23 protein-coding genes are annotated in these 24,134 nt (G+C 61.5%); 15 read left to right on the forward strand and 8 right to left on the reverse strand.

Going from position 1 to position 24,134, the window contains the following annotated elements; genetic code table 11:
* Nucleotides 1-21 precede the first annotated feature (21 nt).
* The gene (locus D5261_RS21340) at nucleotides 22-663 is read right to left on the reverse strand and encodes an anti-sigma factor family protein (RefSeq protein ID WP_119322139.1); all 642 of its coding nucleotides are present in this window, start codon (nucleotides 661-663) and stop codon (nucleotides 22-24) included.
* Between the two features lie 46 nt (nucleotides 664-709).
* Nucleotides 710-1,336, reverse strand: a complete 627-nt coding sequence (locus tag D5261_RS21345) for a sigma-70 family RNA polymerase sigma factor (protein WP_218025630.1) — start codon at nucleotides 1,334-1,336, stop codon at nucleotides 710-712.
* A gap of 301 nt (nucleotides 1,337-1,637) precedes the next feature.
* Here D5261_RS21345 and rpsU point away from each other — a divergent pair, with 301 nt between their 5' ends.
* From rpsU to D5261_RS21370, 5 genes are all read left to right on the forward strand, one after another.
* Nucleotides 1,638-1,835: a 30S ribosomal protein S21 gene (gene rpsU / locus D5261_RS21350; protein ID WP_119322137.1), complete on the forward strand. Its 198-nt coding sequence runs from the start codon at nucleotides 1,638-1,640 to the stop codon at nucleotides 1,833-1,835.
* An 80-nt stretch (nucleotides 1,836-1,915) separates the two neighbouring features.
* Nucleotides 1,916-4,246, forward strand: a complete 2,331-nt coding sequence (locus D5261_RS21355) for an HD family phosphohydrolase (protein WP_119322136.1) — start codon at nucleotides 1,916-1,918, stop codon at nucleotides 4,244-4,246.
* Nucleotides 4,236-4,619, forward strand: a complete 384-nt coding sequence (gene ybeY, locus D5261_RS21360) for an rRNA maturation RNase YbeY (RefSeq protein ID WP_218025629.1) — start codon at nucleotides 4,236-4,238, stop codon at nucleotides 4,617-4,619. Before D5261_RS21355 ends, ybeY begins: the two co-directional genes overlap by 11 nt.
* Nucleotides 4,620-4,639: 20 nt before the next feature.
* Nucleotides 4,640-5,356, forward strand: a complete 717-nt coding sequence (locus D5261_RS21365; protein ID WP_119322134.1) for a diacylglycerol kinase — start codon at nucleotides 4,640-4,642, stop codon at nucleotides 5,354-5,356.
* A 49-nt stretch (nucleotides 5,357-5,405) separates the two neighbouring features.
* Nucleotides 5,406-6,773 carry a hemolysin family protein gene (locus D5261_RS21370; protein WP_119322133.1) on the forward strand — a complete coding sequence of 456 codons (1,368 nt, stop codon included), beginning with the start codon at nucleotides 5,406-5,408 and terminating at the stop codon, nucleotides 6,771-6,773.
* Between the two features lie 24 nt (nucleotides 6,774-6,797).
* Here D5261_RS21370 and purN read toward each other — a convergent pair whose 3' ends face one another.
* Nucleotides 6,798-7,439: a phosphoribosylglycinamide formyltransferase gene (gene purN / locus D5261_RS21375; protein WP_119322132.1), complete on the reverse strand. Its 642-nt coding sequence runs from the start codon at nucleotides 7,437-7,439 to the stop codon at nucleotides 6,798-6,800.
* 152 nt (nucleotides 7,440-7,591) lie between these two features.
* Here purN and D5261_RS21380 point away from each other — a divergent pair, with 152 nt between their 5' ends.
* Together D5261_RS21380 and D5261_RS21385 are read left to right on the forward strand one after the other, a co-directional pair.
* Complete coding sequence (locus D5261_RS21380; protein ID WP_435792417.1) at nucleotides 7,592-8,491, forward strand: ROK family protein; 900 nt, start codon at nucleotides 7,592-7,594, stop codon at nucleotides 8,489-8,491.
* Between the two features lie 50 nt (nucleotides 8,492-8,541).
* Complete coding sequence (locus tag D5261_RS21385; protein WP_119322130.1) at nucleotides 8,542-10,155, forward strand: HEAT repeat domain-containing protein; 1,614 nt, start codon at nucleotides 8,542-8,544, stop codon at nucleotides 10,153-10,155.
* On the opposite strand, the gene D5261_RS21390 is transcribed toward D5261_RS21385, so the two are convergent.
* Entirely contained in the window at nucleotides 10,152-10,607 is a 456-nt protein-coding gene (locus tag D5261_RS21390) for a DUF1499 domain-containing protein (protein WP_119322129.1), read from the reverse strand. The genes D5261_RS21385 and D5261_RS21390 overlap by 4 nt on opposite strands.
* Complete coding sequence (locus tag D5261_RS21395) at nucleotides 10,604-11,557, reverse strand: inositol monophosphatase family protein (protein ID WP_165864290.1); 954 nt, start codon at nucleotides 11,555-11,557, stop codon at nucleotides 10,604-10,606. The genes D5261_RS21390 and D5261_RS21395 overlap by 4 nt, the downstream gene beginning before the upstream one ends.
* A 126-nt stretch (nucleotides 11,558-11,683) precedes the next feature.
* Between D5261_RS21395 and dacB the strand changes: the two genes are divergently transcribed.
* From dacB to hisA, 4 genes are all read left to right on the forward strand, one after another.
* Nucleotides 11,684-13,141 (forward strand): D-alanyl-D-alanine carboxypeptidase/D-alanyl-D-alanine endopeptidase, encoded by a 1,458-nt coding sequence (gene dacB / locus D5261_RS21400; RefSeq protein WP_119322127.1) that lies wholly within the window; start codon nucleotides 11,684-11,686, stop codon nucleotides 13,139-13,141.
* 135 nt (nucleotides 13,142-13,276) lie between these two features.
* Entirely contained in the window at nucleotides 13,277-14,812 is a 1,536-nt protein-coding gene (locus D5261_RS21405) for an ammonium transporter (RefSeq protein WP_119322126.1), read from the forward strand.
* A 12-nt stretch (nucleotides 14,813-14,824) separates the two neighbouring features.
* Nucleotides 14,825-15,166: a P-II family nitrogen regulator gene (locus D5261_RS21410; RefSeq protein ID WP_119322125.1), complete on the forward strand. Its 342-nt coding sequence runs from the start codon at nucleotides 14,825-14,827 to the stop codon at nucleotides 15,164-15,166.
* 89 nt (nucleotides 15,167-15,255) lie between these two features.
* Nucleotides 15,256-16,017, forward strand: a complete 762-nt coding sequence (gene hisA / locus D5261_RS21415; RefSeq protein ID WP_119322124.1) for a phosphoribosylformimino-5-aminoimidazole carboxamide ribotide isomerase — start codon at nucleotides 15,256-15,258, stop codon at nucleotides 16,015-16,017.
* Between the two features lie 3 nt (nucleotides 16,018-16,020).
* Here the strand turns inward: hisA and D5261_RS21420 are convergent, their stop codons facing one another.
* On the reverse strand, nucleotides 16,021-17,166 hold the full coding sequence (locus D5261_RS21420; protein ID WP_301002131.1) for an aminotransferase class V-fold PLP-dependent enzyme: 1,146 nt from the start codon (nucleotides 17,164-17,166) through the stop codon (nucleotides 16,021-16,023).
* A 97-nt stretch (nucleotides 17,167-17,263) separates the two neighbouring features.
* Between D5261_RS21420 and D5261_RS21425 the strand changes: the two genes are divergently transcribed.
* Nucleotides 17,264-17,560 carry a hypothetical protein gene (locus tag D5261_RS21425; RefSeq protein ID WP_165864288.1) on the forward strand — a complete coding sequence of 99 codons (297 nt, stop codon included), beginning with the start codon at nucleotides 17,264-17,266 and terminating at the stop codon, nucleotides 17,558-17,560.
* Between the two features lie 35 nt (nucleotides 17,561-17,595).
* Here D5261_RS21425 and D5261_RS21430 read toward each other — a convergent pair whose 3' ends face one another.
* A complete protein-coding gene (locus D5261_RS21430) occupies nucleotides 17,596-19,320 on the reverse strand; it encodes an Rqc2 family fibronectin-binding protein (protein ID WP_119322122.1) in 1,725 nt (574 codons plus the stop codon).
* A gap of 514 nt (nucleotides 19,321-19,834) precedes the next feature.
* Between D5261_RS21430 and D5261_RS21435 the strand changes: the two genes are divergently transcribed.
* On the forward strand, nucleotides 19,835-20,398 hold the full coding sequence (locus D5261_RS21435) for an HNH endonuclease (RefSeq protein WP_119322121.1): 564 nt from the start codon (nucleotides 19,835-19,837) through the stop codon (nucleotides 20,396-20,398).
* Between the two features lie 75 nt (nucleotides 20,399-20,473).
* Here D5261_RS21435 and D5261_RS21440 read toward each other — a convergent pair whose 3' ends face one another.
* Nucleotides 20,474-21,292 (reverse strand): TrmH family RNA methyltransferase, encoded by an 819-nt coding sequence (locus tag D5261_RS21440; protein ID WP_119322120.1) that lies wholly within the window; start codon nucleotides 21,290-21,292, stop codon nucleotides 20,474-20,476.
* A 305-nt stretch (nucleotides 21,293-21,597) separates the two neighbouring features.
* Between D5261_RS21440 and D5261_RS21445 the strand changes: the two genes are divergently transcribed.
* Together D5261_RS21445 and D5261_RS21450 are read left to right on the forward strand one after the other, a co-directional pair.
* Nucleotides 21,598-23,433, forward strand: coding sequence for a methyl-accepting chemotaxis protein (locus D5261_RS21445; protein WP_165864287.1), 1,836 nt, complete (start codon nucleotides 21,598-21,600; stop codon nucleotides 23,431-23,433).
* Entirely contained in the window at nucleotides 23,433-24,089 is a 657-nt protein-coding gene (locus D5261_RS21450; protein ID WP_119322118.1) for a peroxiredoxin family protein, read from the forward strand. The genes D5261_RS21445 and D5261_RS21450 overlap by 1 nt, the downstream gene beginning before the upstream one ends.
* Nucleotides 24,090-24,134: the final 45 nt, after the last annotated feature.

The raw sequence follows: 24,134 nt of genomic DNA on the forward strand, positions 1-24,134 counted from the left end.
GCCGGGGCGGTGTCGTCATTCTCATCGACGATTACGGGAATACGCCCGTGGATCGCCGAAGCTGCTGAACTGCTGTTCGGCGAACGAGGCGTATCCGGGATTCTGAGAGACCATCAAGCCATATCCCTCTTGACCGTAATCTCGGCGCGCCTCGATGCCGCGATCCAGATGCATGATCGGGACGGTGGGGCTGGCGAAGATATCGCCGCTCGCCGGGTCGGAGACGCTGAGCAGAGGAGTGGGTGCGCGCCGAGTGAGCGCCACAGTGAAGGGCATGTGCTTGTCCGGCTGCCGTGAATAGGTCAGCGCCAGCGTGCCGGCCCCGAACGGAGCCGCAACGGCCAGAACGCTGATGCAGGAGAGCGCCATGGCCGTAGCCAGGCGTTTCGCCCGCTGCGGACGAACGGAGAACGAAAGGCACAAATTGATCTGCGAGATCGCTTCTTCCGTCGCAATGCGTTTCCGGATCTCATACTCCAGAGCGCTGGTCGGCTGCGGGCGGGAAACCGCCCGCAGCAGGACTTTGACTTCCTGGATGACGTGATATTCTTCACGACAGGCGGAGCAGCGCTCCATATGCTGGGCAACCTCCAGCATCTGAACACCTGTCAATCGGCCATCAGAATAGGGAGATAGCAGCTCTCGTGTTCTGCGACAATTCACAGGGGAAACACTCCTCGTCGATCAACGTGGTATGGTTGAACTTCGCTCAATGCGCCTCCGCAAGCTTGCGCTCCACCTGGAACTGCGCGATCTTCTGCCGAAGCAGCTTGCGTCCTCGGTGCAGGCGGGACCGAACGGTGCCGAGCGAACAGCGCATCGCCGCGCTGACTTCTTCATAGGACATGCCTTCGATGTCCGCCAATACCACCGTCATGCGGAAATCCGCCGGCAGGCTATTGAGCGCGCGCTGGATATGTTCGTCCAGCTCATCGGACATTACCATCCGCTCCGGATTGGAGGCGGCGTCGGGGATCTCCAGAAAAACATCGTCCGAGCGTCCGCCCATATCGAGCGGCTGATCCAGAGACTGTAGGCGCGCCTTCGGTTTGCGTCGCAGATCATCGACAAACAGGTTCGACATGATCTTGTAAAGCCAGTTGTCGAACGGCCAGTCCCGGCGATAATTGCCAAAAAATCGGAACGCGCGGACAAACGCCTCCTGAGTGAGGTCCTCAGCGTCGGCGTGGTTGCCGGTCATACGATAAGCAATATTATATGCGTGTTTATGATAGCGCTGAACAAGGCGGTCGAATTCATGACGGCGTTCAACCTGCCCCTGGGCGGCGCCGGCGAGACTCTGCGGTGTCGCTGCGGCGTCGATCATTTCTGCCATTTGTGTGCGTCCTCTCTTCCCAATACGAAACCTGGTGAAACGAAGTTCCCGGTTCGCGTATTTTTCGGGATTTCGTCGACAATAATAAAACGCGCCTTCTACTCCATTGGTTCCTTTATGATCCATTTATACTTCGAAAACGTGAAGAAAAGATGAAAAGAACACCACGGACGATTCCGCAAGGTTTTATTCCATGTTTTCGCCTCCGATTGACAGGGCTTTCATTAGGGTGGTATAATACGCCGTTGTCAAGAATTGTTGTCGACGTTAGAAGAACGTTATTGCAGAGGGGGGATTGTGTTTGACGCAGGTTCAGGTGCGGCCTAATGAGTCGCTCGACAGCGCGCTGAAGCGCTTTAAGAAGCAAATTCAGCAGACTGGAATTCTCAAGGAGGCTCGTGAGCACGAGCATTACGAGAAGCCCAGCGACAAGAAGCGCAAGGCGGAAGCCGCTGCGCGGCGCAAGCGTAGCAAGAACGAAGACAAAGAGAAGAACTAGTTTCTGCGGAACGGCGCGCGCACCACAAATGCGCGCGCCGTTCTTTTCCGCGAACTCTTTCGACCTTCCCCTGTGCTGTCATGGCAAAAGAACCCGGACATTCCTTTACATTCTCGCGCACCGGACGATCCCGTCTGTCGCTGCGCCACGCGGATACTCCCGCTCGCGTCAAATCGCGCAAGCCCGGACGACGCGCGCCTCAAGTGCGTCCCGCATTCAATTTTGGGCGAATCGCGCTTTATTTCATCACCCTCCTCACTCTTTCCGCACTCCTTTCTCTGCACTTACTTCCCGATAAAGTCGCCCTGCATGTCGGCGACGTGAGCGATATCGACGTTCGCGCGCAGCGAACCACGAGCTATGTGGATCAGCTCGCGACCCAGCAGCTGCGAGATGAAGCCGCCGCGCGCGCCGAAGTCGCCTACACATCGGTCCCGTACGCCGCCTCCGAGTCCGATCAGACGATTCAGGACATCTTCACGCATTTGCGCCGCGAGCGGTCCGCCGCCGCGCCGAGCGCGCCGCATGTCGCGGCGATTTTGCGTCAGGAAGTCGGCGTGATGGTTTCGACGCCTTCGCTGCTGGCGCCGCTGCTTCAGGACGCCACCGCCGGCTACCATATCGATCAGGCGGAGCGCGTGATGCGCTCGGCTGTCCACGACGCCCTGGAGAACGAAATTCGCGACGATCATCCCGCCGATCTTTCGCGCGCCCAGGAAGAAGTCGCGGAAAAGATCTCCGCCTCGATGCTGCCCAGGTCCTATCTACCGGCCGTGACGCGTCTCGCCAACTCGGCGGTGCATCCCAACCGCGCGCGCGACGACCGCCGGACGGAAGCGGCCCGCGACGCCGAACGGCGCCTTGTCGCTCCTCAGATCAACCGGATCTTCACCGGAGACCTGGTGGTCCGGCGCGGCGAAACGGTGACGACCGCGACCGTCGACAAGCTGCGCGCTCTCGGACTGCAAAACCCCAGGCTCGATCCGATGATGATCGCCTGTGTTTCTCTGCTGGTGACGATGCTGCTGAGCCTGGTCTGCCTTTATTTGTCGCGCTACTATCCGCGAGTGTACGTTTCGACGAAGACATTGGTCCTGCTGAGCGTCCTGGTCGTACTCTGTATCCTCGGACTGAAGCTTGGCGACACCATTCTGGGCGTGCGCCTCTCCGGATCACAATATGGATATGTCGGCATGCTCTGCGTCGCCTCGACGGGCATGCTGATTTCGGCGCTGGTGAATCCTCGGCTCGCGCTGCTGATTACGGCGCTGCTCGCGGCGCAGTCCGGGTTTATTTTGGGCGACGACCTGCGCTTCTGTATCATGACGCTGCTCTCCACGCTGGTGGGAATCTACGCCGTCTCCGATATTCGTAGCCGCAGCGACGTCGTTCGCGCCGCCGCCGCGCTCAGCCTCGTCAATGTCGCGCTTTCGCTGGTGGTCGGCAAGATTGAAAACGACGCCTGGGCGGACATGCAGCGCGCCGCGTTCTGGGCGATCGGGTCCGGCGTCATGTCCGTGGCGCTCTTTTCGCTGGGCGCCGCGCTTTTCGAGCGTCTCTTCGGCATCACGACGCATCTGGGGCTGCTGGAGCTTTCGGATCCCAATCGGCCGCTGCTGCAAAAGTTCTGTCAGCTTGCGCCAGGCACCTACACCCACTCCGTCATGGTCGGCAATCTGGCGGTCACGGCGTGCGAGGCGATCGGCGCCGATGCGCTGCTCTGCCGCGTCGGCGCTTACTACCATGACCTGGGGAAAATGCGCCGGCCCGAGTTCTTTATCGAGAACCAGCTCGGCGGCTCCAATATCCACAACAAGCTGAACCCGTCGCTGTCGGCCCTTGTCCTGACGGCTCATGTGAAGGAAGGTCTGGAGATCGCGGAGGAAGAAAATCTGCCGCCGGTCATCAAGGACTTCATTTCCCAGCATCACGGCACCAGCCTGATCCGATACTTCTACCACCAGCAGACACTGTTCGACGGCGGCGACGCCGCCCCCGGCCTGGAGCAGCAGTTCCGCTACGGCGGTCCCAAGCCGCAGAGCCGCGAAACGGCGATCCTGATGCTCGCGGACAGCGTCGAAGCGGCGTCGCGCACGCTGGACAAGCCGACCGTGGGCCGTATCGAGGATCTGGTGGATCAGATTATCAGCACGCACCTGGGCGACGGCCAATTGGACGAATGCGATCTCACCCTGCGCGACCTGCGCGGGATTCGTGACGCCTTCGTGCACCTGCTCGGCGGCATGCTGCACAATCGCATTGAATATCCGGACGCATTGAAACAAGCTTCGGGCAAAACGGATAAGACGGATAAGAATGGAATTACTGATAAGCCGGCGGACGAACGAGTACTCATCGCTGAAGTACAAGAAGAGCCTGAGGTCGGCGATAAAAGCTCTGTTGCGGCGTGAAGACGCCTCGAAGGATTCGGAGATCAGCATCGTTCTTTGCGACGACGACTTTATCCAGGATTTGAACCGCGCCCATCGCGGCAAGGATAAACCGACGGATGTGCTGTCGTTTCCTCAGGACGACGATCTCGTTTTGGGGGACATCGTCATTTCTCTTCCGACCGCCGAACGGCAGGCGCGGGCGGCTGGCTGGCCGATGGAGGACGAGGTCGTTTTGCTCGGGATCCATGGCGTGCTCCACCTTCTTGGGTATGATGACGAAACGGCGGAAGAGGCCGCGCGGATGCGCGATATCTCCGCCGAAGTCCTGACGGCGTCGGGAATCGCCCTTCCTCCCGGATCGCAGCATCCCTACTTTGTCGACTATGATTAAGGCAATCAGAAACACCACGCATGCGTCCCGTACCTCGTCCTAAGAACCATCTCGATTCGTTCCGCTATGCCGTCGAAGGCATCGTCCATACCTTCCGCACGCAAAAGCACATGCGCTTCCACTTCTTCACGGTCGTGCTGGTGCTGCTGATCAGCGCGCTGCTGCGCATGAACCGTGTGGAAATGGCCATCTTATTCCTGGTCGTCTCCAGTGTTTTGATCGCGGAAATGCTGAACACGGCGATTGAGAGCGTGGTGGACATGGTGACGCAGGCGTACCATCCGCTGGCGAAGCTCGCCAAGGATATCGCCGCCGGCGCCGTGCTCATCGCGGCGATCAACGCGGTGGTCGTGGGTATCATTCTCTTTTTGAAAGATCGGCGGATCGAGAGGCTGTCGCTTCAAATCGATCACGATCCGCAGCCGATGAATGTGATCGTCACGGTCACGCTTTTGATTTTGATCATCGTCATGCTCAGCAAGGTGATCGGAGGCAAAGGGGCGATCCTGCACGGCGGGATCGTCAGCGGCCACGCGGCCATTTCGTTCTGTCTGGCGGCCACGATCATGTACCGCGCCGCCGATCCCATGACTACCGCGCTCGCGATCGGCCTGGCCCTGCTGGTCGCGCAAAGCCGTGTGGAGGGCAAGATCCACACGCTTCAGGAAGTCATTGTCGGCGGCCTTCTCGGAATGTTCGTGACGACCTTGATCTACTTTGTCCGCGTGCCGCTGTGACGACGTGAAACCCGCTTTTCGCGGTCGATGGAGCAACAACGTACCCTGCATGAACGCCCACGATTACATCGCGCTCGCCTCTGTTGTTCTTCTCATTCTCCTCAACGGCTTCTTCACGCTCGCAAAAACGGCGCTGGCGACCGTGAGCCATATGCGTCTTCAATATCTGGTGACGGAGCGGGCGGCGGACGCGCCCGCGCAAAACCTGCAAGTCTTCAGCCGCGATCCCGCGCGGGTTTTCGCGACCGCTCAGGTTGGCATCACGCTCGCCTCGTTCGGCGTGGCGGCGATCATCGCCGGCGTCGTCTCCCCGGATGTATCCGACTGGCTGCGCCATCGCGGCTGGGCGCACGACATTACCTGGACGACGGTCATTCTCACCCTTGCCGCCGCCTTTGTCGCCATCACCGTTGGCGAGCTGGTGCCGTACGCCTACGCGCAGCGCTATCCGATGCGCGCCGCCACGCTGGCGGCCGCCCCGCTCCGGCTCTTCATGGTGATGTTCTCCTTTCTCGCCACAATCGCCCTTGGCCTCTCCAATCTGATAGTCAAGCCTTTCGGACTGACGGCGACCTTCGCCACTCCTATGGTGACGGAACAAGAGTTGCAAACGCTGCTCGACGCCGGCGCGCAGGCCGGGACGATCGAAGAGGGCGAAAAGGAGATCATCGAGAATGTCATCTCCTTCGGCGACACCGATGTTCGCCAGGTCATGACGCCGCGCATCGATATCAAGGCGGCGGATATCACGATCGGCTGCCCGGCGCTCATTCAGCTCATTATCTCCAGCGGACATACGCGTATTCCCGTCTATGAGTCGAATATCGACAACATCGTCGGGATCATCCACGCCAAGGACTTGCTGCCGTATCTGGCGCAGGGCCGCCGCGATGTCGTGCTTCGAAGCGTCGCGCGCACGCCGCTGATCGTCCCGGAAAACAAGCGGGTGGACGAACTGCTGGAGGAGTTCCGGCGCTCGAATATACAGCTGGCGATTGTCCAGGACGAATACGGCGGCACCGCCGGCCTGGTCACGATTGAAGATCTGCTGGAGGAGTTGGTCGGGGAGATCAAGGACGAGTACGATGTCGAAATTCCGATGGTGCGCAGCGTGGAGGAGGGCGTCGCCATCCTCGACGGCCGTATGGCGCTCGACGATGTCAATGAAGAGCTCAACCTAGAACTGCCGACGGATGATTTCGACACGCTTGGCGGCTTCGTGTTCGGCCTCTTCGGCCATCAGCCGGTGGAAGGCGAAACCGTCGTCGACGGCGACTGGGAATTTACGGTGAAGCGGACCGACGGGCGACGGATTCAGGAAGTGAAGATCGCGCCGTACGCGGCGCCGGCGGAAGGATCCGAGGGGAGCGAAGAAAACGGCGCGGCGAAGTCGTCCGATACGAGCAGCCGCGCCTGATCTTCCATGAACGTGTGGACAGAGCTATTTGGCGGTGAACACGCGGCGTCCTTCGATGCGCAGTTTGCCGGCGGCGAAGAGCGCGACCGCGCGCGGATAGCTGCGATGCTCCGCGATCAGCACGCGCGCCGCGAGCGTCTCCGCCGTATCGTCATCTTCCACCGGGACCGTTTCCTGCAAAATGATCGGTCCGCTGTCGTAATTCTCGTCGACGAAATGCACGGTGCATCCCGAGAATTTGACGCCGTAGTCGATCACCGCCTGATGGACGTGGCCGCCGTACATGCCCTTGCCGCCAAAAGACGGAAGCAGCGCGTTGTGGATATTCATCACACGGCCCGGGTAAGCGCTCACAATGGCGGTTGGGAGCTTTCGGACATATCCCGCCAGGCAGATCAGCTCGGCGTCGGCGGCGCGAAGCTCCGCGAGAAGCGCTTCGCTGTAAAGATGCTCGTCGTGATCGGTCGATCCCTTCGGGGAGGGAACCGTCGCGGTGCGAAGTCCGATGCCGGCGGCGCGATGCAGCGCCGGGGACGAGGCGAAGTTGCCGATGACCGTGACGATCTGTCCATCGATACGGCCGTCCTGGCACGCATCGACAATCGCCTGCATGTTGCTGCCGCGCCCGTGGCGGCCAGACACTAAAATTGCAATTCTTAAACTCATAACGGGGAGAGAGTTCGACGCTGGGACAGGGATTTCCTGCGAGGAGAGGCCCGAACCCGATATGGCGGCTGATGATTGTGACAATCGCCCGCCTCATGTCGCCGGGCGTTTAAAAAATTTCTCATTCACCGAACACAAAGGAAAAGACGATGATGAACGACGCCGTTCCATACGGAGCGATTGAAGCCGGCGGGACCAAATGGGTCTGCGCCGTAGGGACTGGGCCGGACGATATCCGGGCGCTCCAGCGCTTTCCCACGACCACTCCGGAGGAGACTCTGCGCAGCTGCATCGAGTTCTTCCAGCGTCAGGGGGAACTCCAGGCGATCGGTATCGGTTCGTTTGGGCCGGTCGATCTCAACCATAATTCCCCGACGTATGGGTTTATCACCTCGACGCCCAAGGTCGGCTGGCGCAACGCCGATGTTGTCGGCGCGGTGAAGTCGGCGCTGGACCTGCCCGTAGCTCTGGATACGGATGTCAACGCAGCCTTGCTGGGCGAAGTGAAGTGGGGCGCGGCGCAGGGGCTGACCGATGCGATCTATCTGACCGTGGGAACGGGGTTCGGCGGCGGCGCGATGGTCAACGGACAGCTCGCGCATGGCTTGCTGCATCCTGAGTTCGGCCATATGTTCGTGCCGCGCGATCCCAGCGACACCTTCGGCGGCGCCTGCTCTTTCCATGGCGATTGTCTGGAAGGTCTCGTGTCGGGCCCGGCGATCGAGGCGCGCTGGAAGGCTCCGGGCGAAAGCCTGCCGCCCGATCATCCGGCATGGCGGCTGGAGGCGGGATACCTCGCCTATGCGCTTGTGAACATGACGTGCCTTCTGTCGCCCCAGCGAATCATTGTCGGGGGAGGCGTCGGCTCCAACCCGGCGCTCCTGACACTGGTTCGCGAGCGGTTCCAATCGATCCTGAACGGATACTTGCAGGCGGACGCGCTGCTGGGCGGGATCGAGGAATATATCGTCTCGCCGGGCCTGGAAGGTCGCTCGGGAATCCTCGGCGCGATTGCCCTGGCTCAGGCGGAATTCGGGTCTGTTGACAAATAGCGCTCTGTCCATTATGATGAGGCTTGCAAGTCTCTCGAAAGGACACAAGAATGACGATTGACACAGCCGCGCCCAGGCGCCGGCCGGTGGCCCTGTTTGTCGCGGTCGGATTGGCGGGCGCCGTCGGCCTTTCCGTGGCGAACGGCCGCCGCGTGCAGAATCAGCGCGTTCACGAGCTTAGCTCCCCGGTCCAGGAAAAGCGCGACGCCACTGTCAAAGAACTGATGCTGGCCGAAGACTTGACCGATGTGCTGACGGCGACGCAAAACACATCCCCGGACGCCGACAAAGACGAGGCGGCGAAGGCGCAGAACGCGAAAAGCCTGATTCTGCGGCAAAACGCGTCGGCGTCCGCGCAGCGCGTTGTCATCGCCGGCGGAGTTCCCGACGATGTCGCGTTTTCGACCTTGTTCGCGCTGCGCAAGGACGCCGACGGCGGCGTCAAAGGGCATGCGACGGACTCCCTGGTGTTCCTGGGACAAAAGTCGCCGGAGAATTTGCAGGTCCTGGTCAAGAAGCTGGGCGACGGCGATCCGGACGCGCGCGGCGCCGCCGGTGACGCGCTCGCCAAGATCGGCGGCGATACCGTGGCGAAGTCCGTGGACGCTCTGGTGAAGAACTCGGATGAGCAGGATACGTCGCTGTCCGTTTCTGGGAAGCTGGGCGATGCGGCCGTGCCTTACGCCGTGCGCCGGCTTTCCGATCCCGATATGAGCTTTCGCGCGAAGATGGCCGAGCTTCTCGGGACGACCGGATCGGCCACGGCGATTCCCGCATTGATCGATGCAACGAAGCAGGAAAATCCCATTGTCCGGCGCGCGGCGCTTCTGTCGCTGTCCAAAGTCGTTCAAGCGAACTATGCCGCCGCCGCGAAGTCAGACGACAAGCTCGCGCTTTTGCGCACCTCCGAGCCGACGCTGATTGCCGCGCTCTCGGAGACTTCCAATGACGCCCGTGTTCGATCCCAGGCGGGGCTGACGCTGGGACGGTTCACCGACCCGCAATCGATTCAAACACTGACCCGAGCCCTGGGAGATGACGATAATTTGGTGCGTCTGAGCGCCGTCGCCGCCTTGCAGAGCTCCGGGCTTCCAGCCGTCGGTCCGCTGCTCGCGCTGCTGAATGGCGGCGGGAACGAGACATCGCGCGCGCTTGCGGCGCAGGCTCTGGGCGGTATCGGCGCTCCGGAAGTCGCGCCGGCGCTTTCCAGATACGTCTCCTCCGTGGAGCCGTCCGCCACGGTTCGCCAGGGAGCGGTGATTGGTCTGGGAAGATTGAGCCGCGCCGAGGCTGTCCCCGCGCTGGTCGCGTCCCTGGAGGATCCCGACGTTCAGGTTTCGGGCGCGGCGGGGGACGCTTTGCTGAATGGATCGATGACTGCCGCCGCCATCCCGCCTCTGATCGCGGAGTTTTCCCGGCCGGCGCCGGCCGCGTTCAATGCGAGCCGCGTTCTGGCGCGCATGGGAATTGCGCCCACCGAAGCCTTAAAGACCGCCGTCGCCAGCCCCAATCCGGAGATTCAGACGTGGGCGGCGATCACCCTGGGAGAAAGCGGGACGAAAGACGCATCGGTCGCGGCGCTGCTGGAGACGCTGCGGCAAAGCCGGAGCGCTGAGGTGCAGTACGCCGCCGGACAGGCGCTGGTGCGCCTGTCGGAAGGCTAGATTGCCGTATATGTTGCGAGACGCGCGTCCATCGCCGATTGGAGGTCGCGGATGTGCTGGGCGTTCTGGCCCAGATCGCCGCGACCCTGGCGGGATCGTGAACGGATGATGACGCGGATCTGTCCAATCCCCTGGGGCTGGACATAAAGCGTGACGTCGTCGAGGAACTTTCCGACCGTGGTCTCCACCTCAGCATCGATCGTGTCGTTTTCGTCGTCGATATGGACGATGCGCCAGTGGGACAGCGACCTCATTGCCTGCTGAGCCGCCACCAGCGCCGTGGCCGGCTCCGCATAGTACACCCGAGAACGCAGTTCGGGATAATCCACGCTCTCCCCGGTGGTGATATCGTTGACTAAAAACCACCGCCGATTGATCCAGGCCCAAATCCCCGCGCCGGCCGCCGCCGCGATCAGGCCGGCGCATGCAAAGCGCCGGAAGTTCTTGCTCATAAACCCTTCTCCGCAATAGATATTTTTGCGACCCCGACGTCGACCGCCCGCATCAATTTGTCATGCAGGGTGGAGTTGGAGGCCGCGACAATCGATTTCAAATTGCTTTCGCTTGTGTCCAGCAGCCGCGTGCTGTCGAAACTATTCCCATGCGCGTCGGTGACGATCGCTCCCGCTTCGGTCGCGATCAGCGCGGCGGCGGCGATATCGTACGTGAAGAGTCCAATGGGCGTGCCCCGTCCCAGCTCCACGTAACGATCGCGGCTCGCCGGATGATCTTTGAGGATCCGCGCGCCGACATCCAGCACGGCGGCGAGCTGTCCGGTCAGCAGGCGCGTCAGGGAAAAGGCCGTGGAGTTAAAGACAAAGCAGCCGCCTTTGGTGGAAGCGTCGTTGATGATATCGCCCAGCGCCGTCGCAATCCATTCGATCGGGCGCGCGACGATTTCGTAGCTGAGCGGGGCTTTCGTGATCTCCGTAATGGGAAGCAGGCGAAGATCGGTCGAGGCGCCGTCCGAGCCGATCCACTGCGCGCCCTTACCGCGCTCGGCGAGGAACATCTGGTCGCTCTTGATCTCCTGGATGCAGCCGAAGCGCACATCGCCCATCGTGACGTCGGCCGTATAGTCGGCGAGCGCCACCGAAACCACGCAGCTTTCAAAGCCGGCGACCGCCGGTCGGGTGCCGTCGATCGGGTCGATGATCAGGACGCCCTCGGGCGAGCTTCCAAACTCGATCAGCCCTTTGTCTTCCGAATAGTAGGCGATGGAGAGCTTTTCTTTTTCGATAAACGAGACAATCGCTTCCTCGGCGATATCGTCGATCGCGAAGGTGGCGTCGCCGCTCGCCGCCGTTCCCGAGATCGTCCGTCCATGCCACGCGCCGAGATGGGGACGCACCGCGCCCCGGATATGCCGCGTCAGCGCCACTACTGTTTCCTGCGGTGTCAAAGGAGCCTCCCAGCATTCCGCCAATACATAGATGGAATATTCGGCTTGCGGCGTAGGTATTCCTGCGACGATTGAAGAGATCGCCGGCTTGACGAAGGCCGTCCGACTCTGTAAAATACAGCATCTATGTTCACCTCAACTCTCCACGCGCGCAAGCGCCGTCCTGTTCTCCTGGCGAATCTCTGTGTTGTTGCCTTCGCCGGCATTTTATGCCCCTCCGCCGCTGGCGCGCCGGCGAAATCGGACATTGCGGCGGCGATCGACAAGATGCTCGGCGCGCCCGCGCTGGAAGGCGGAGTCACGGGCGTTCTTGTGGAGCGCGCGAGCGACGGGGAGGTGGTTTACGAGCGCGCCGCCGACACGCGTCTGATGCCCGCGTCCAACCGAAAGCTGTTCTCGTCCGCCAACGGCCTGGTGATCCTGGGCAAGGATTTCACGTTCCAGACCCAGGTCTTGTCGCGTGCTCCCGCCGATTCGGAGGGCGTGATCGCCGGCGACGTGACGCTCAAAGGCGGGGGCGATTCGACCATAATGCCGGACGATCTGACCAAAATGGCGGATGACCTGTGGGCGCGCGGCGTACGGCGGATCGACGGAAACATTGTCGGCGACGGCACTGCGTTTCCCGGACAGCCATATGGGATGGGGTGGGGCTGGGACTATCTTTCCGACGACTACGCCGCGCAGATTTGGGGCCTGGAAGTCAATCGAGGCGTCATCACCGTTCATGTATCGGCCGGTGGCGGCGACGGCGAGCCGGTCAAGGTCTCGCTCGATCCGGGGGTCGATAAGATCCCGATCGTGAACAACGCGCGAACCGGCGGGACTGCGCCTGCCTGCGTCATCACGCGCGACTGGAACACCAGCGTCATCACCGTCAGCGGCGCTCTGCCCAAGGGCGAGAAGACGCAGACGGACATCGCCGTCGGCGATCCTATCACCTACGCCGCCGAGGTTTTTCGCACGGCCCTCATCCATCGTGGTATTGAGGTGAAAGGCGCGGCGTATGCGGCGGCCGTCGCAGTGGGCGATAAAACCGTGCTGGCGACACGCCGAAGCGTCCCGCTGGATCAGTATCTCAAGCTGATGAATAAACCCAGCGACAATCTTTTGGCCGAAAGCATCGTGCGGGAGATCGGTCAGGTGAAGGCGGGGCAGGGGACTTACGAAGCGGGATACGCTGAGGAGCGGCGTTTGCTGGAGAGCGAGGGGATCGATATCCATCTCCTGCAGCTTGCCGACGGTTCCGGCGTGTCCCGGCGCGACTATGTGACGGCGCATGCTGTCGTCGGGCTGCTGCGCGTGATGGCGCGGCGCCCCGATTTTTCCGTCTATTACGATTCTCTGCCCGTCGCCGGGGTCGACGGCACGCTGCGCAAACGAATGAAAGGAACATCGGCGCAGGGGAATGTTCACGCCAAAACCGGCACCGTGGGAGAGGTAAGCTGCCTCTCCGGATATCTGACCTCCAAGGACAAAATTCTCTATACGTTTTCCATTCTCATGAACAACTTTCCCGGATCCGCATCTGAGGCGCAGGGAGTCCAAAATCAAATCGTGACATATTTGACCGACCGGCTTTAATATTTCAGAATGGAAATATTTTTGAGAAACTCTTGACAAATAATTCACGCTCGTGCTATTCTCTCCGTACCGTTAGGCATGGTTGCTTAACGCGTAATGTTCCGGCTAAAGCAATGAAGCATCCGGGTTGATCTCATGTCACCGATAGGAGGATGCTTCGTGAAACTACGCCTTTGGCGTCCGGCGCTGACAGCGCTGGCGCTCATTTCCCTTTCATTCACGGCCTTTGCACAGGCCCCGTCTACAGCACCCGCAGGTCCCGCGACGGCTCCGGCCGCTGCAGCGCCTGCTCCTGCTCCCGCCGCTGCTCCTGCTCCGGCGGCAGCCGCCGCAGCACCCGCAGCAGCTCCCGCCCCCGCAGCGCCCGCTAAGCTTACCATCGACAAGGGCGATACCGCATGGATGATCGTGGCAAGCGCGTTGGTTATGCTGATGACACCCGGTTTGGCCTTTTTCTACGGTGGCCTTGCTCGCTCTAAGAACATCCTGAGCACGCTCATGATGTCGTTCGTTGCCCTGGGAATTATTACCATCCAGTGGGTGGTTTATGGGTACTCCGTTGCGTTTTCCTCAGATCTTGGCGGGTTTATGGGCTTTATGGGCGACCCCAAGACATACTTCATGCTGAAGGATGTCGGCGGCGATCCAGTTGCGCTTGCTCCCACCATTCCGCACACCATCTTTATGATGTTCCAGATGACCTTTGCGATCATCACCCCTGCTCTGATCTCCGGCGCGGTTGTGGAGCGAATGAAGTTCAGCGCTTACTGCCTGTTCATTCTGCTTTGGGCGACCTTCTTCTACGATCCACTCGCTCACATGGTGTGGGGCGGCGGCTTCATCAGCGCCAAACTGCATGCGCTGGACTTCGCCGGCGGTACGGTCGTTCACATCTCGTCTGGTGTTTCCGCTCTGATCCTCGCGTTCATGCTCGGCAAGCGTAAGGGACATGGCAGCGAAGAGCTGCGCCCGCACAACCTGCCGATGGTTCTGACCGGCGTCGCGCTTCTGTGGTTCGGATGGTTCGGCTTCAACGCCGGATCGGAACTGGCGGCGGACGGCGTTGCCGGACAGGCGTTCATCAACACCCACATCGCCACGGGCGCTGCGGCGATGTCCTGGATCCTGATCGAGTGGTTCAAGTATAAGAAGCCGAGCGCGCTTGGCTTCGGTTCTGGCGCGGTGGCCGGTCTGGTCGCCATCACCCCGGCTTGCGGCTTTGTCGATGTCAAAGGCGCGCTGATTATCGGTCTGCTCGTTTCCCCGATCTGCTTCGCCGCCATTCAGATGAAGAACAAGCTGAATGCCTACGACGATGCTCTGGATGTCTTCGGCGTTCATGGATGCGGCGGTATGTTCGGCGCTCTGGCGACCGGCCTGTTCGCCACCGATAAGATCAACTCGAACATTACCGGCGCTCTGGGTTCCGCGAACGGCGTCTTCTACGGCGGCGGCATGACCCAGTTCATCCACCAGATCGAAGCCGTCCTGATCACGGTTGTCCTGGCGGTCTTCTTCACCTTCGTACTGGGCAAGATTGTCGGTCTCATCACCGGCGGGCTTCGCGCTTCGGCGGACGATGAAGAGAACGGCCTGGATGTCACCGAGCATGGCGAGGTTGGCTATTCAAGCGACACCTCCACGGTTCCGGCCTTCGCGGGAGTGGATTAAGGAGAAACACACATGGTTCGCATTGAAGCCATCATCCGGCCGAGCCGGCTGGACGAAGTGAAATCCGCACTGGACGAGCTTGGCGTCCGCGGTATCAGCGTAATTGAGATCAAGGGCGCCGGTAAGCAAAAGGGATACACCCAGCATTACCGCGGCTCCGAATATCAGGTGAACCTGCTCCCGAAAGTGCAGCTGATCGTCGTCGTTCGCGACGAAGAGCAGGAGCGCGTTGTGGAAGCGATTGAAGGAGCGGCTCGGACCGGCGAGATCGGTGATGGAAAGATCTTCATCACCCCCGTCCTGGAATCCATCCGCATCCGCACCGGCGAGCGCGGCGACACCGCGATCTCTTAAAATCTGACGAATACTCCACTCAGGGCCGCGCCTCGTGCGCGGCCCTTTTTTTGTCGTCAGGTATAATATGCGTCCGGAGGAATGGACAAATGGCGTTTCGCCCATGTATCGATTTGCGCGGCGGCCGCGTCGTACAGATCGTCGGCGGCACCCTGTCGGACGATGGCCGGGGGGTTGTGACTAACTTTGAATCCGAGCGCGCCCCGGCGGAGTTCGCCGCGCTGTACCGCCATGACGGCCTGTGCGGCGGGCATGTGATCAAGCTTGGTCCCGGCAACGAGGACGCCGCCCTGGAGGCTCTGCGCGCCTATCCAGGCGGCCTGCAGCTGGGCGGCGGCGTGACGCCGAGTAACGCCGCGTCTTACCTGGACGCCGGCGCATCGCACGTCATCGTCACCAGTTATTTGTTTCCAGAAAACGAGCTGTCCTGGGAGCGCCTGGAAACCATGCGCGCCGCCGTCGGCAAAGCGCGTCTCGTGCTGGACCTCAGCTGCCGGAGACGTGAAGACGGCGCGTATCATATCGCCGTGGACCGCTGGGCGCGCGTCCTGCCCGTGACCCTGAACGCGGAATTGTTTGCTCGATTGGCCGAATATTGCGATGAGTTTTTGATCCACGCGGCCGATGTCGAAGGACAATGCCGGGGCATCGACGCGGAGCTGGTTCGCCTGCTGGGAGAATGGTCGCCGCTGCCGACGACCTACGCCGGCGGCGCCAAAGACCTGAGCGACATCGCCGCCGTGGAGCGCTTGTCCGATGGCCGCGTGGATCTGACGATCGGCAGCGCCCTGGACATCTTCGGCGGCTCGCTCATACGATACAAAGACGCCGCCGCGCTGGGGCGGCGGTAGGCCCTACGGCAGCGCCGCCACGGCGGCGTCGATGTCTTCGTGGGTGTTATAGAAGTGAGGAGAGAAGCGCACGAGGCCCGCGCGGAGGCTGGCCGCGACGCGGGCCGCTTTGAGCGTGTCCACTACTTCTTTGCCCGCGCGGGTTGGGTGGTGGAACATGACGATTCCGGAGCGCGATGCGTCTTCCGTGGGGGAGTCGACGATATATCCTCGCTTCTCCAGGGATTCGATCGCGTGACGGGAGTTGGACAGGACGCGTTCGCCGATGTTCTCGATTCCGGCTTCCTCGATCAACGACAACGCGGCGTCCAATCCGACCAGGCCCAGGCCGTTGGGGCTTCCTTCTTCATAGCGCTGCGTGTTGGGCTTGGGCTCGAAGCGTGTGCCGTCGAAGCTGACGACGTCCACCACGCTCACGGCGCCCATGTTGACGAGACGTATTCGGTCCAGCAGCGATGGCTTGATATATAGTCCCCCCAGGCCATTGGGTCCCATCAGCCACTTATGCGAGCCCGTGGCGGCGATATCGACACCGAGCTCCAGCAGGTTGATCGGCAGCCCGCCCAGGCCCTGGATCACGTCCAGAACGAGAATGGCGTTGTGCGCGCGCGCCAGGGCCACAAACTCGGCGATGTCGGCGCGGTAGCCGGTGCTGAACTGGACCCAGGACAGGGCAATGACGCGTGTGCGGCTATCCATCGATTCCGCAAAACGTTCCGGGGAAAGCCGGCCGCCCGGTTCGGCGGAGACGAAGCGAGTCTCAACGCCGCGCCATGCCTGCGCCATCCAGGGGAACGTGACGGCGGGATACTCGCAGGACGCCGTGACGATATTGTCGCCTGGCTCCAGAATCAGGCCGTCCGCGACGATCGAGAGAGCGTGGCCCGTGTTGCGGGTAAAGGCGAGATCCTGATCGGGAACGCCCATCAGCGCCGCCAGCCGCCGCCGCGCGTTTGCCCAGGCCGGCATGAACTTCTCCATGAAACAGGCTTCCGGATCGATGCTCAGCATCGTGACCGCTTCGCTGACCGCGTCCACCACGCGCCGCGAGCTGGGGGAAATGGCGGCGTGGTTGAGATAAATTCCGTTGGCGATGGAGTTTTGAAACTGGATATTTCGGTAAATATCTAGAGCAAAGGGGGCGAGCATATTGGGGCCTTCCTGGAAGTGATCGCCATGCTGCTTGCTATTTGAGCCGCTCGGCACGTATAATGGCAGTATACCTGTCAATGAAAGGAGTGTAATTATGAACTCTCTGGACGCAGAGCTGATTCGCAATCTCCGCCGCGAGTTTGGCAAACGCCCGGTTGACACCACTCGCCTCGATATCCAAGTGACCAACGGGCGCGTGTCTTTAGGAGGCATGCTAGGCCGTTTGCGCGATCAACCCACGGTTTCCGTGGAAGAAGAGCTGGCGAAGATCGAAAAGATGTTTGTCCGTCACCCACTGGTCAAATCTTATACCAGCGCCGTCCGCATCATGAAGGACGAAGACAATGACAAGGATCATGGCGATTCTCGCGGACGTATTCGTCATCAGTAGTCGAACGCGTATCTTGCCCCGATTCCGGGGCAGGATCAGCCGTTGATGCCCGCGACGTAGAGCGTCTTCTCGTTATTGTACGTCACCTGACCCGGCGCGCTTTTGCGCGGCTTCCGGACATACTTCTTCAGCGTGTAATCCACCGGAATAAGCGAAGAGTGTTTGATCTCGCTGCGCGCCGCCACCAGCTCCGCTGCGTGGCGCAGCGCGGCGGGAGAGACCGACGCCGGCCGGTTCTGCGCGCGGATCACCCCATGCGCGGAGGTCGCCGCGCGCACATGCAGCCAGATGTCCGACGACGAGGCGACCTTGGTCGTCAGGTAATCGTTCGCCGTGGCGTTTTCCCCCACCAAAATCTCCCATCCATCCGCTGACCGAAATGTCCGGATCTTGTGTCCCTCATAAGGCGGAGGCGCGTCGCGCCGATCGCTCTTGTCCGTGTTCTGCCGCGATTCGCGCAGGGAGAAGCGCTCTCCGACACGCTCGTGGATCGCCTCCACCATCTCTTCCGTCGTCGCCTGATCGAGATCGCGCTGGGCTGAGGCGATGGTCTGCACGTCGGCGGCGACCGTCATCCGCCGCGTTTCGAGGGAAAGCACGCTGTCGCGCGCCTTGCGCGCCTTCTTGTAATACCGCTCCGCGTTTTCCCGTGTGGACAGCGTGGGGTCGAGGGCGATGGTGCGTGTGGCCCCCGGCGTCTCGGAGTAGTAATCCGGAGACGTGATGGAGGTCTGTCCCTTCTCAATGTCGTGCGCGCTCGCCTGAATCATATCTCCGTTCTGCTGGTACTCCGCGGCGCGGGATGCATTCTTCAGTCCCTGGTCGATATCGTTGAGATCGCGCTCGCGCTGCTTTTGGATCCGCGCGAGCGCCGATTGCAGCGTGTCGCGAGCCTGGGTGAATGTGTCCCGCTGCTCCACGGAATTGGACGCATGATCGATCGCCACGCTGATCGAATCTCGGCGATGCTGGAGCTTTTCGGAGACGGTCCGCAGGAGAATAGGGTAGGCGCCTTGAGTCGCGCCGCGATCGTCGGTCCAGATGACCGGCTTCCAGTCGCCGACTCTCAAAACTGTCAGCGCGTCATTCAAGCCATACCAGAGCGATCGTTCGGTGTACGGCGTCTTGGACCGCGCGACGGCTTCCCGCGCCAGAAATGGGCTGACGCCGCCGTATGTCGCCACGAGCCAATCGGCGCTCGTCTTTTCATCGAACACTTCTTCCGAGTCCCCTTCGTACGCCTCCAGGGGATTGCGCCGGCCCAGCTGGCGCGGCGGCCGCTGATACTTGACGCCCGGGAGCACCTCACGGAACCGGTTGATGTCGCGGCCGATATGCTTGGCCGCCCCGAGAATCGTGTGCGTTCCATTCACCAGGATCAAATTGCTATGGCGTCCCATGATCTCCGCCACCAGCGTCATCGTCTCGCCATCGTAGGTGCGGAACTCCAGAACAAAGATCCGCTCGCCCAGGCCGCTCGGCATGTCGGCGGCGACGAGACGGGCTCCGTCCAGATATTTCCGCAGAAGCATGCAGAAGACCGGCGGCTGCGGCGGATTGTCGCGTCGAATCGATGTGAAATGGACACGGGCGTGATCGGGATCGCAGGACAGCAGCAGATCGTGCTTGGCGCCCGCATTATAGATCCTCAGTACAAGATCGAGCGGCTCCGGCTGCGAGATCCGCTCGATCCGTCCGCCGGTGACGTTTTTTGAGACCTCATCGGTCACGGCGGCTAACATCAATGCATCGAAAATCATGGTTTTCCAACTTCGCCACACATGGCTGCTCCCATTATACCCGGTGGGCTTTTGACATACCCGGAGCGCGGCGGGGTCCGGGCGTGGGCGCACGGATGTATTTTTTCATAAAATTCATTCAGGCAAGCTTGACTTGAGTGAAATCTACGGGCTATAATATTAAAGGTCGAATAGTAATTTTTTTGGAGAGCATCAAGCAATGAGAGACGTTTCTTCCGTCCTCGCCACAACTTTTGATAAGGATTGGGCCCTCGCCCGGCATCGCGCTTGGATTCAAGCGCGAGACCATGGGGATTGCTTGCGGCATCGGCATGCGCTCTACCACGTTCGCCTACACAGGCACGTGCACGTGCGTCGCCAACCAGTGTTTGAATGCTGACCCGCTTGACTGTCCCGCCTCCCGGCGGCTTAGTCGAAGCGGGTTTTTTGTTTTTTTCGACCTTGCTTTATCTTGTGGATTTACGGCCCGGTAGAACGGTGCGGGAAACGACGGAAAGGACTGGACTGTAGAGTTATGAGCCATGAAGTTCTTGTACTGAACAGCGACTACGAACCGCTGAACGTTTGTAACATTCGGCGCGCGTTGCTGCTGCTTTATCTGGAGAAGGCGGATGTGCTGCACGTGCATGAAGGCGTGGATAGTCCGAAGTTGACCACCGGTCACGGCGTGTCGCTTCCGGCTCCGTCCGTCGTCCGTCTGCGCTACCATGTCAAGCGGCCGCTGCCCGAACTGAAGCTGTCCCGCCGGTCGATCTTCGCCCGGGACAACTACACGTGCCAGTACTGCGGCGTTCAGTCCCGGGACCTCACGATCGACCACATCCTGCCCAAGCGTCACGGCGGCGGCATGCAGTGGGAGAACCTCGTGGCCTGCTGCCGGCGCTGCAATACGCGCAAAGCGGACAAACTCTTGCAGCATTCCGGAATGAAGCTGGCGCGCGCTCCGAAGCGTCCACGCTACGTCCCGTATATCAGCCTGACAAAGTACATCAACGGTACGAAAAACGATGTCTGGCGCGATTACCTGCCGATCTTCGGCGATGTCGGCGGCGCCAGCGCCTACGCCGCCACCGCGTAAGCGCTGTATGAAATCAATAGGGAGGGCCGGCGATTTAAAATCGCCGGCCCTCCTGAACTTGAGTCATGTCCGTTCTTATCGACCCCGTCGATAACCTCCCCGCGGAACACTCGCCTGTGCGTGGCGCGGAGCGGACGGCCGCGAGGCCGTTTGATATCCTCGCTGGCGCAGTATCTCAAAGGCGAAGACCGCCGCCGCCGCCGCCGTGCCCAGGGAATGGGCTTCCGGGCGCGCGTAGGGAATTTCCAACTGCATGTCGGCGCGGTCTTGAAACGAGCGCGTCACGCCGCGCTTTTCACCCCCAATGAGCAAAAACAAGGGCTGGGTCAGGTCGTTCTCGTAAAGCGGGCGAGATCCAGGGCCGTCGCCGGCGCAGGCGATCAAATAACCGGCGGCCCGGAAGGCGCTGGCGGCTTCTTCGGCTGTCTCGGCGATCGCCGTGGGGATTAATTCCGATGCGCCCGCTGAGGCGCGCGCTACGACGCCCGCCGCGCTCATCCAGTTGCGTGGACGCACCACCAGGCCGCTTGCGCCCGCCGCATAGAGCGATCGGATCGAGGCGGCGAAGTTAAACGGATCCTCCACGCCGTCGATCATCACGCACCAGCCGCATTTTTCTCCACTTGCAATCAAATCCTGCAGCGGCGCGAATTTGCGCTCGCCGACACTGGCGATGACCCCGCCGTGCGTCTTTCCCGTCACATAGGCGTCCAATGCTTCTTCCGACTCGCGCTTCACAAGGACGCCGCGCCGCTGGGCGTCCTGTTCCAGGCGGCGAATGGCGGGATCGTTCTTGTCGCCTCGAATGGCGATGAAGTGAATCGGGCGGCTGCCCGATTGAAGCGCGGCCGTGACGGAGATGGCGCCTTCCAAAATTGCGTTGTCGGTTTCCATGGTTGTTGTGATCTTTGCGGTGTCGAGGGTGGGGGGAGTTTACCTGATTTTGCAGGAAAACAAAAAAAGAACCGCGGTCTTTCGACCGCGGCGTCAAGTTGGGGATGAGCAATGGGAGGTCATAACAACCTCAAGCCACGACCCTATTATGCCGTCTGGTTGTTAAGAGAACATTAAGGGCGGATTAAGTTTGCGTTAAACGATTTTCCTAAAGCAGCCAGGCCATTTTGCCGACAATTGCTTCAGGGCGCATTGCGCGTGCGCTCGCGATTATCTTTCAAATCGTGGAAATGGCAGGTCACAATATGACGTCGGCAACCCCCTCTTCACAGAAGACGTTTCAAATTGCGGAAGCGGAGCAGCGTATGGACCGGCTGCTCGTCAACCTCCTCTGGGGCCACTTTGTCGTGGCCCTTTTGCTGAGCGGCTGGTATCACACGCTTGCGGCGGCGCTGTTGATCGGTCTGCCCGCCGTCCTCGTTCCGTACTTCTTGTCCCGCGCCTGTCCCGGCGCGACCGTCACGCGATGCTGCATCGGCGTCGCGCTGATGATTTATTCGGCGCTGTATATTCAGCAGACACATGGCCTTTCGGAGATGCATTTTCATATCTTCAGCGCCCTGGCGTTTCTTCTCGCGTATCGCGACTGGCGTCCCATTGTGGCCGCCGCCGGCGCGGTAGCGGTGCACCACGTCGCCTTTGCCGTATGCCAGACGATGGGGCTTCCCCTTTACGTCTATAGCGGCGAGGGGCTTGGCGTCATTCTTCGGACGGTCGTTCATGCATCGTTCGTCGTCTTCGAAACCGTGGTGCTCGTTATTCTGGCCGTGGATATGCGGCGGGAATGGCGAGTCGCCGAGCAGCTCGGCGATATTGCCCGAACGCTTGGCGATGGACGGCTGTCGCAAAACGATCTGACCGTGCGGCTAGCGGACGCCGGGAGCGGGCCGCTGGCCGGCGTGACCCACTCCGTCAACTCCATGCTGGAGCGTATCTCCGGAACGGTGCGCTCGACGCGCCGGGATGTCGATCTTGTCGTGGCGCGAGCTTCCGAGACGGTCGGCGCGGCGTCGGGCGTCATCGCCGGCGGCGAGGCGATCCAGCGCTCCATCCAGAACGTCGCCGACGGCGCTCAGAACCAGGCGCGGCTCGCGGAAGACGCCTGCCGTGAAATCCTCCAGGCGGCCGAAATGGCGGGCGAAATCTCCGCCGGGGCCAAAAATCAAACCGAGCAGACTCAGTCCATGATGCAGTCCGTGCTCGACCTTTGCGCGCAGGCGATCTCCGTGAACGAAGCGACCGCCGAGGAAGTCTCGGCCGCGCATGACGCCCAGGTTTCGGCCGAGCATGCGGTCGCCGTGGTGCGCGCCAGCGCCGAGCTGACGAAGTCCGCCGTCGAGAAGGTCGCGCGGAAGCTGGACCAGCTGGGCGAGGGATCGGTTGGGATCGGACAGTTCGCCGAAACGATCGGACATATCTCCTCGCAGACCAATCTGCTGGCGCTGAACGCCGCGATTGAGGCGGCGCGCGCCGGCGAACACGGACGCGGCTTCGCGGTTGTCGCCGAGGAAGTGCGCAAGCTGGCGGACCAGTCGGCTCAGGCGGCGCGCCAGATCGATGAGCTCGTTTCCAATATGACGAAAGAGATCGCCGATGTCCTGCACATCACTTCCAAGAGCGCCGGCAGTGACAGCGACTTCGACAAGGTTCTGGCGATGGCGGTGGAAGTGGTCGAGGCGGGAGAAGTCACCTCCGAGCTAGCCTCGCACATTCGTGAGCTGGCGCTGAAGAACAAAAAAGCGACCGAGCGGATCGACGAGGGCGGCAAGGGGCTGACGGCGAACATCGAGCATCTGCATCGGCAGTTCGCCGCGCACAACGAGGCGGCGCTGCAAATGGTCGGTCAGGTCGAAGGAACGAGCGAGACGATCCGCGAGATCGCCCGCATCGGGGGCGACGCCAGCGCTTCGGCGCGGCAGGTGCAGAAGATCGTCGGCGAACAGCTAAGCACCCTCAGTCACGTTTCCGAGATCGCTCACCTTGTTTCGGAAGCCGCCACGGAGACGAGCGTGTCGCTGCAGCAGTTCCGCGTGGACGACGAGATCGCCGGCGAAGGACAAGCGCTCCGGAAGGCGGCGTAATGGCCACCCTGCTTTCGATACGCCGCTCCCCGTGGGTGATTGGGAGTGTGATTGCCGCCTGGGGATTGGGGACCGTCGCGTCCTTCTGGCGGCTGGAGGCCCAGTACCTGCGTCCGGCGTCACGGCCGCGCGGCGCGGCGATCGCCCAGCCGGATCGCCGCCCCCCGCCGCCCGTGACGGCGCTGACGACGAACCGGGGAATCGTCGCCTTAGGCGCGCCCGGAACGATCACGCTCCTGAATTTCTGGAACGCCCACTGCCCGTGCTCTCGCTATATGGAGGCGCATGTCGCCGGCCTGCAAAAGCGATACGCGGCTTCGGGAGTGCGTGTGATCACGGTTGTCGAGGGCGACGCCGGCGTGGACACTGCGGAGGACCTGCTTGCGGCCTGGCGCGCGCGCGGAGGCGGCGAGGCGACGGCGGATCCGGACGGGCGCGTGGCGCGCGCCTTTGGGGTGTGGGCGGCACCGGGCGCGGCGATCATCGACCGCTCGGGGCGCGTTTCATTTGTCGGCGGCTACAACGCCGCGCGGTTCTGCGACAACACACAAACGGCGTGGGCGGCTCAGGCGCTGGACGCGGCTGTGCGAGGCGCCAAGCCACCGCGCGCGAAGACCCTCTTTTTCGGCTGTCAGGTCCTCGCGCAGCCCCGCTGACGCAAGTACGGGCGTTCGCTCGCCTCCTCGAATTGACATCTTTTC

The sequence above is a fragment of the Capsulimonas corticalis genome (assembly GCF_003574315.2).
Taxonomy (GTDB): Bacteria; Armatimonadota; Armatimonadia; order Armatimonadales; family Capsulimonadaceae; genus Capsulimonas; species Capsulimonas corticalis.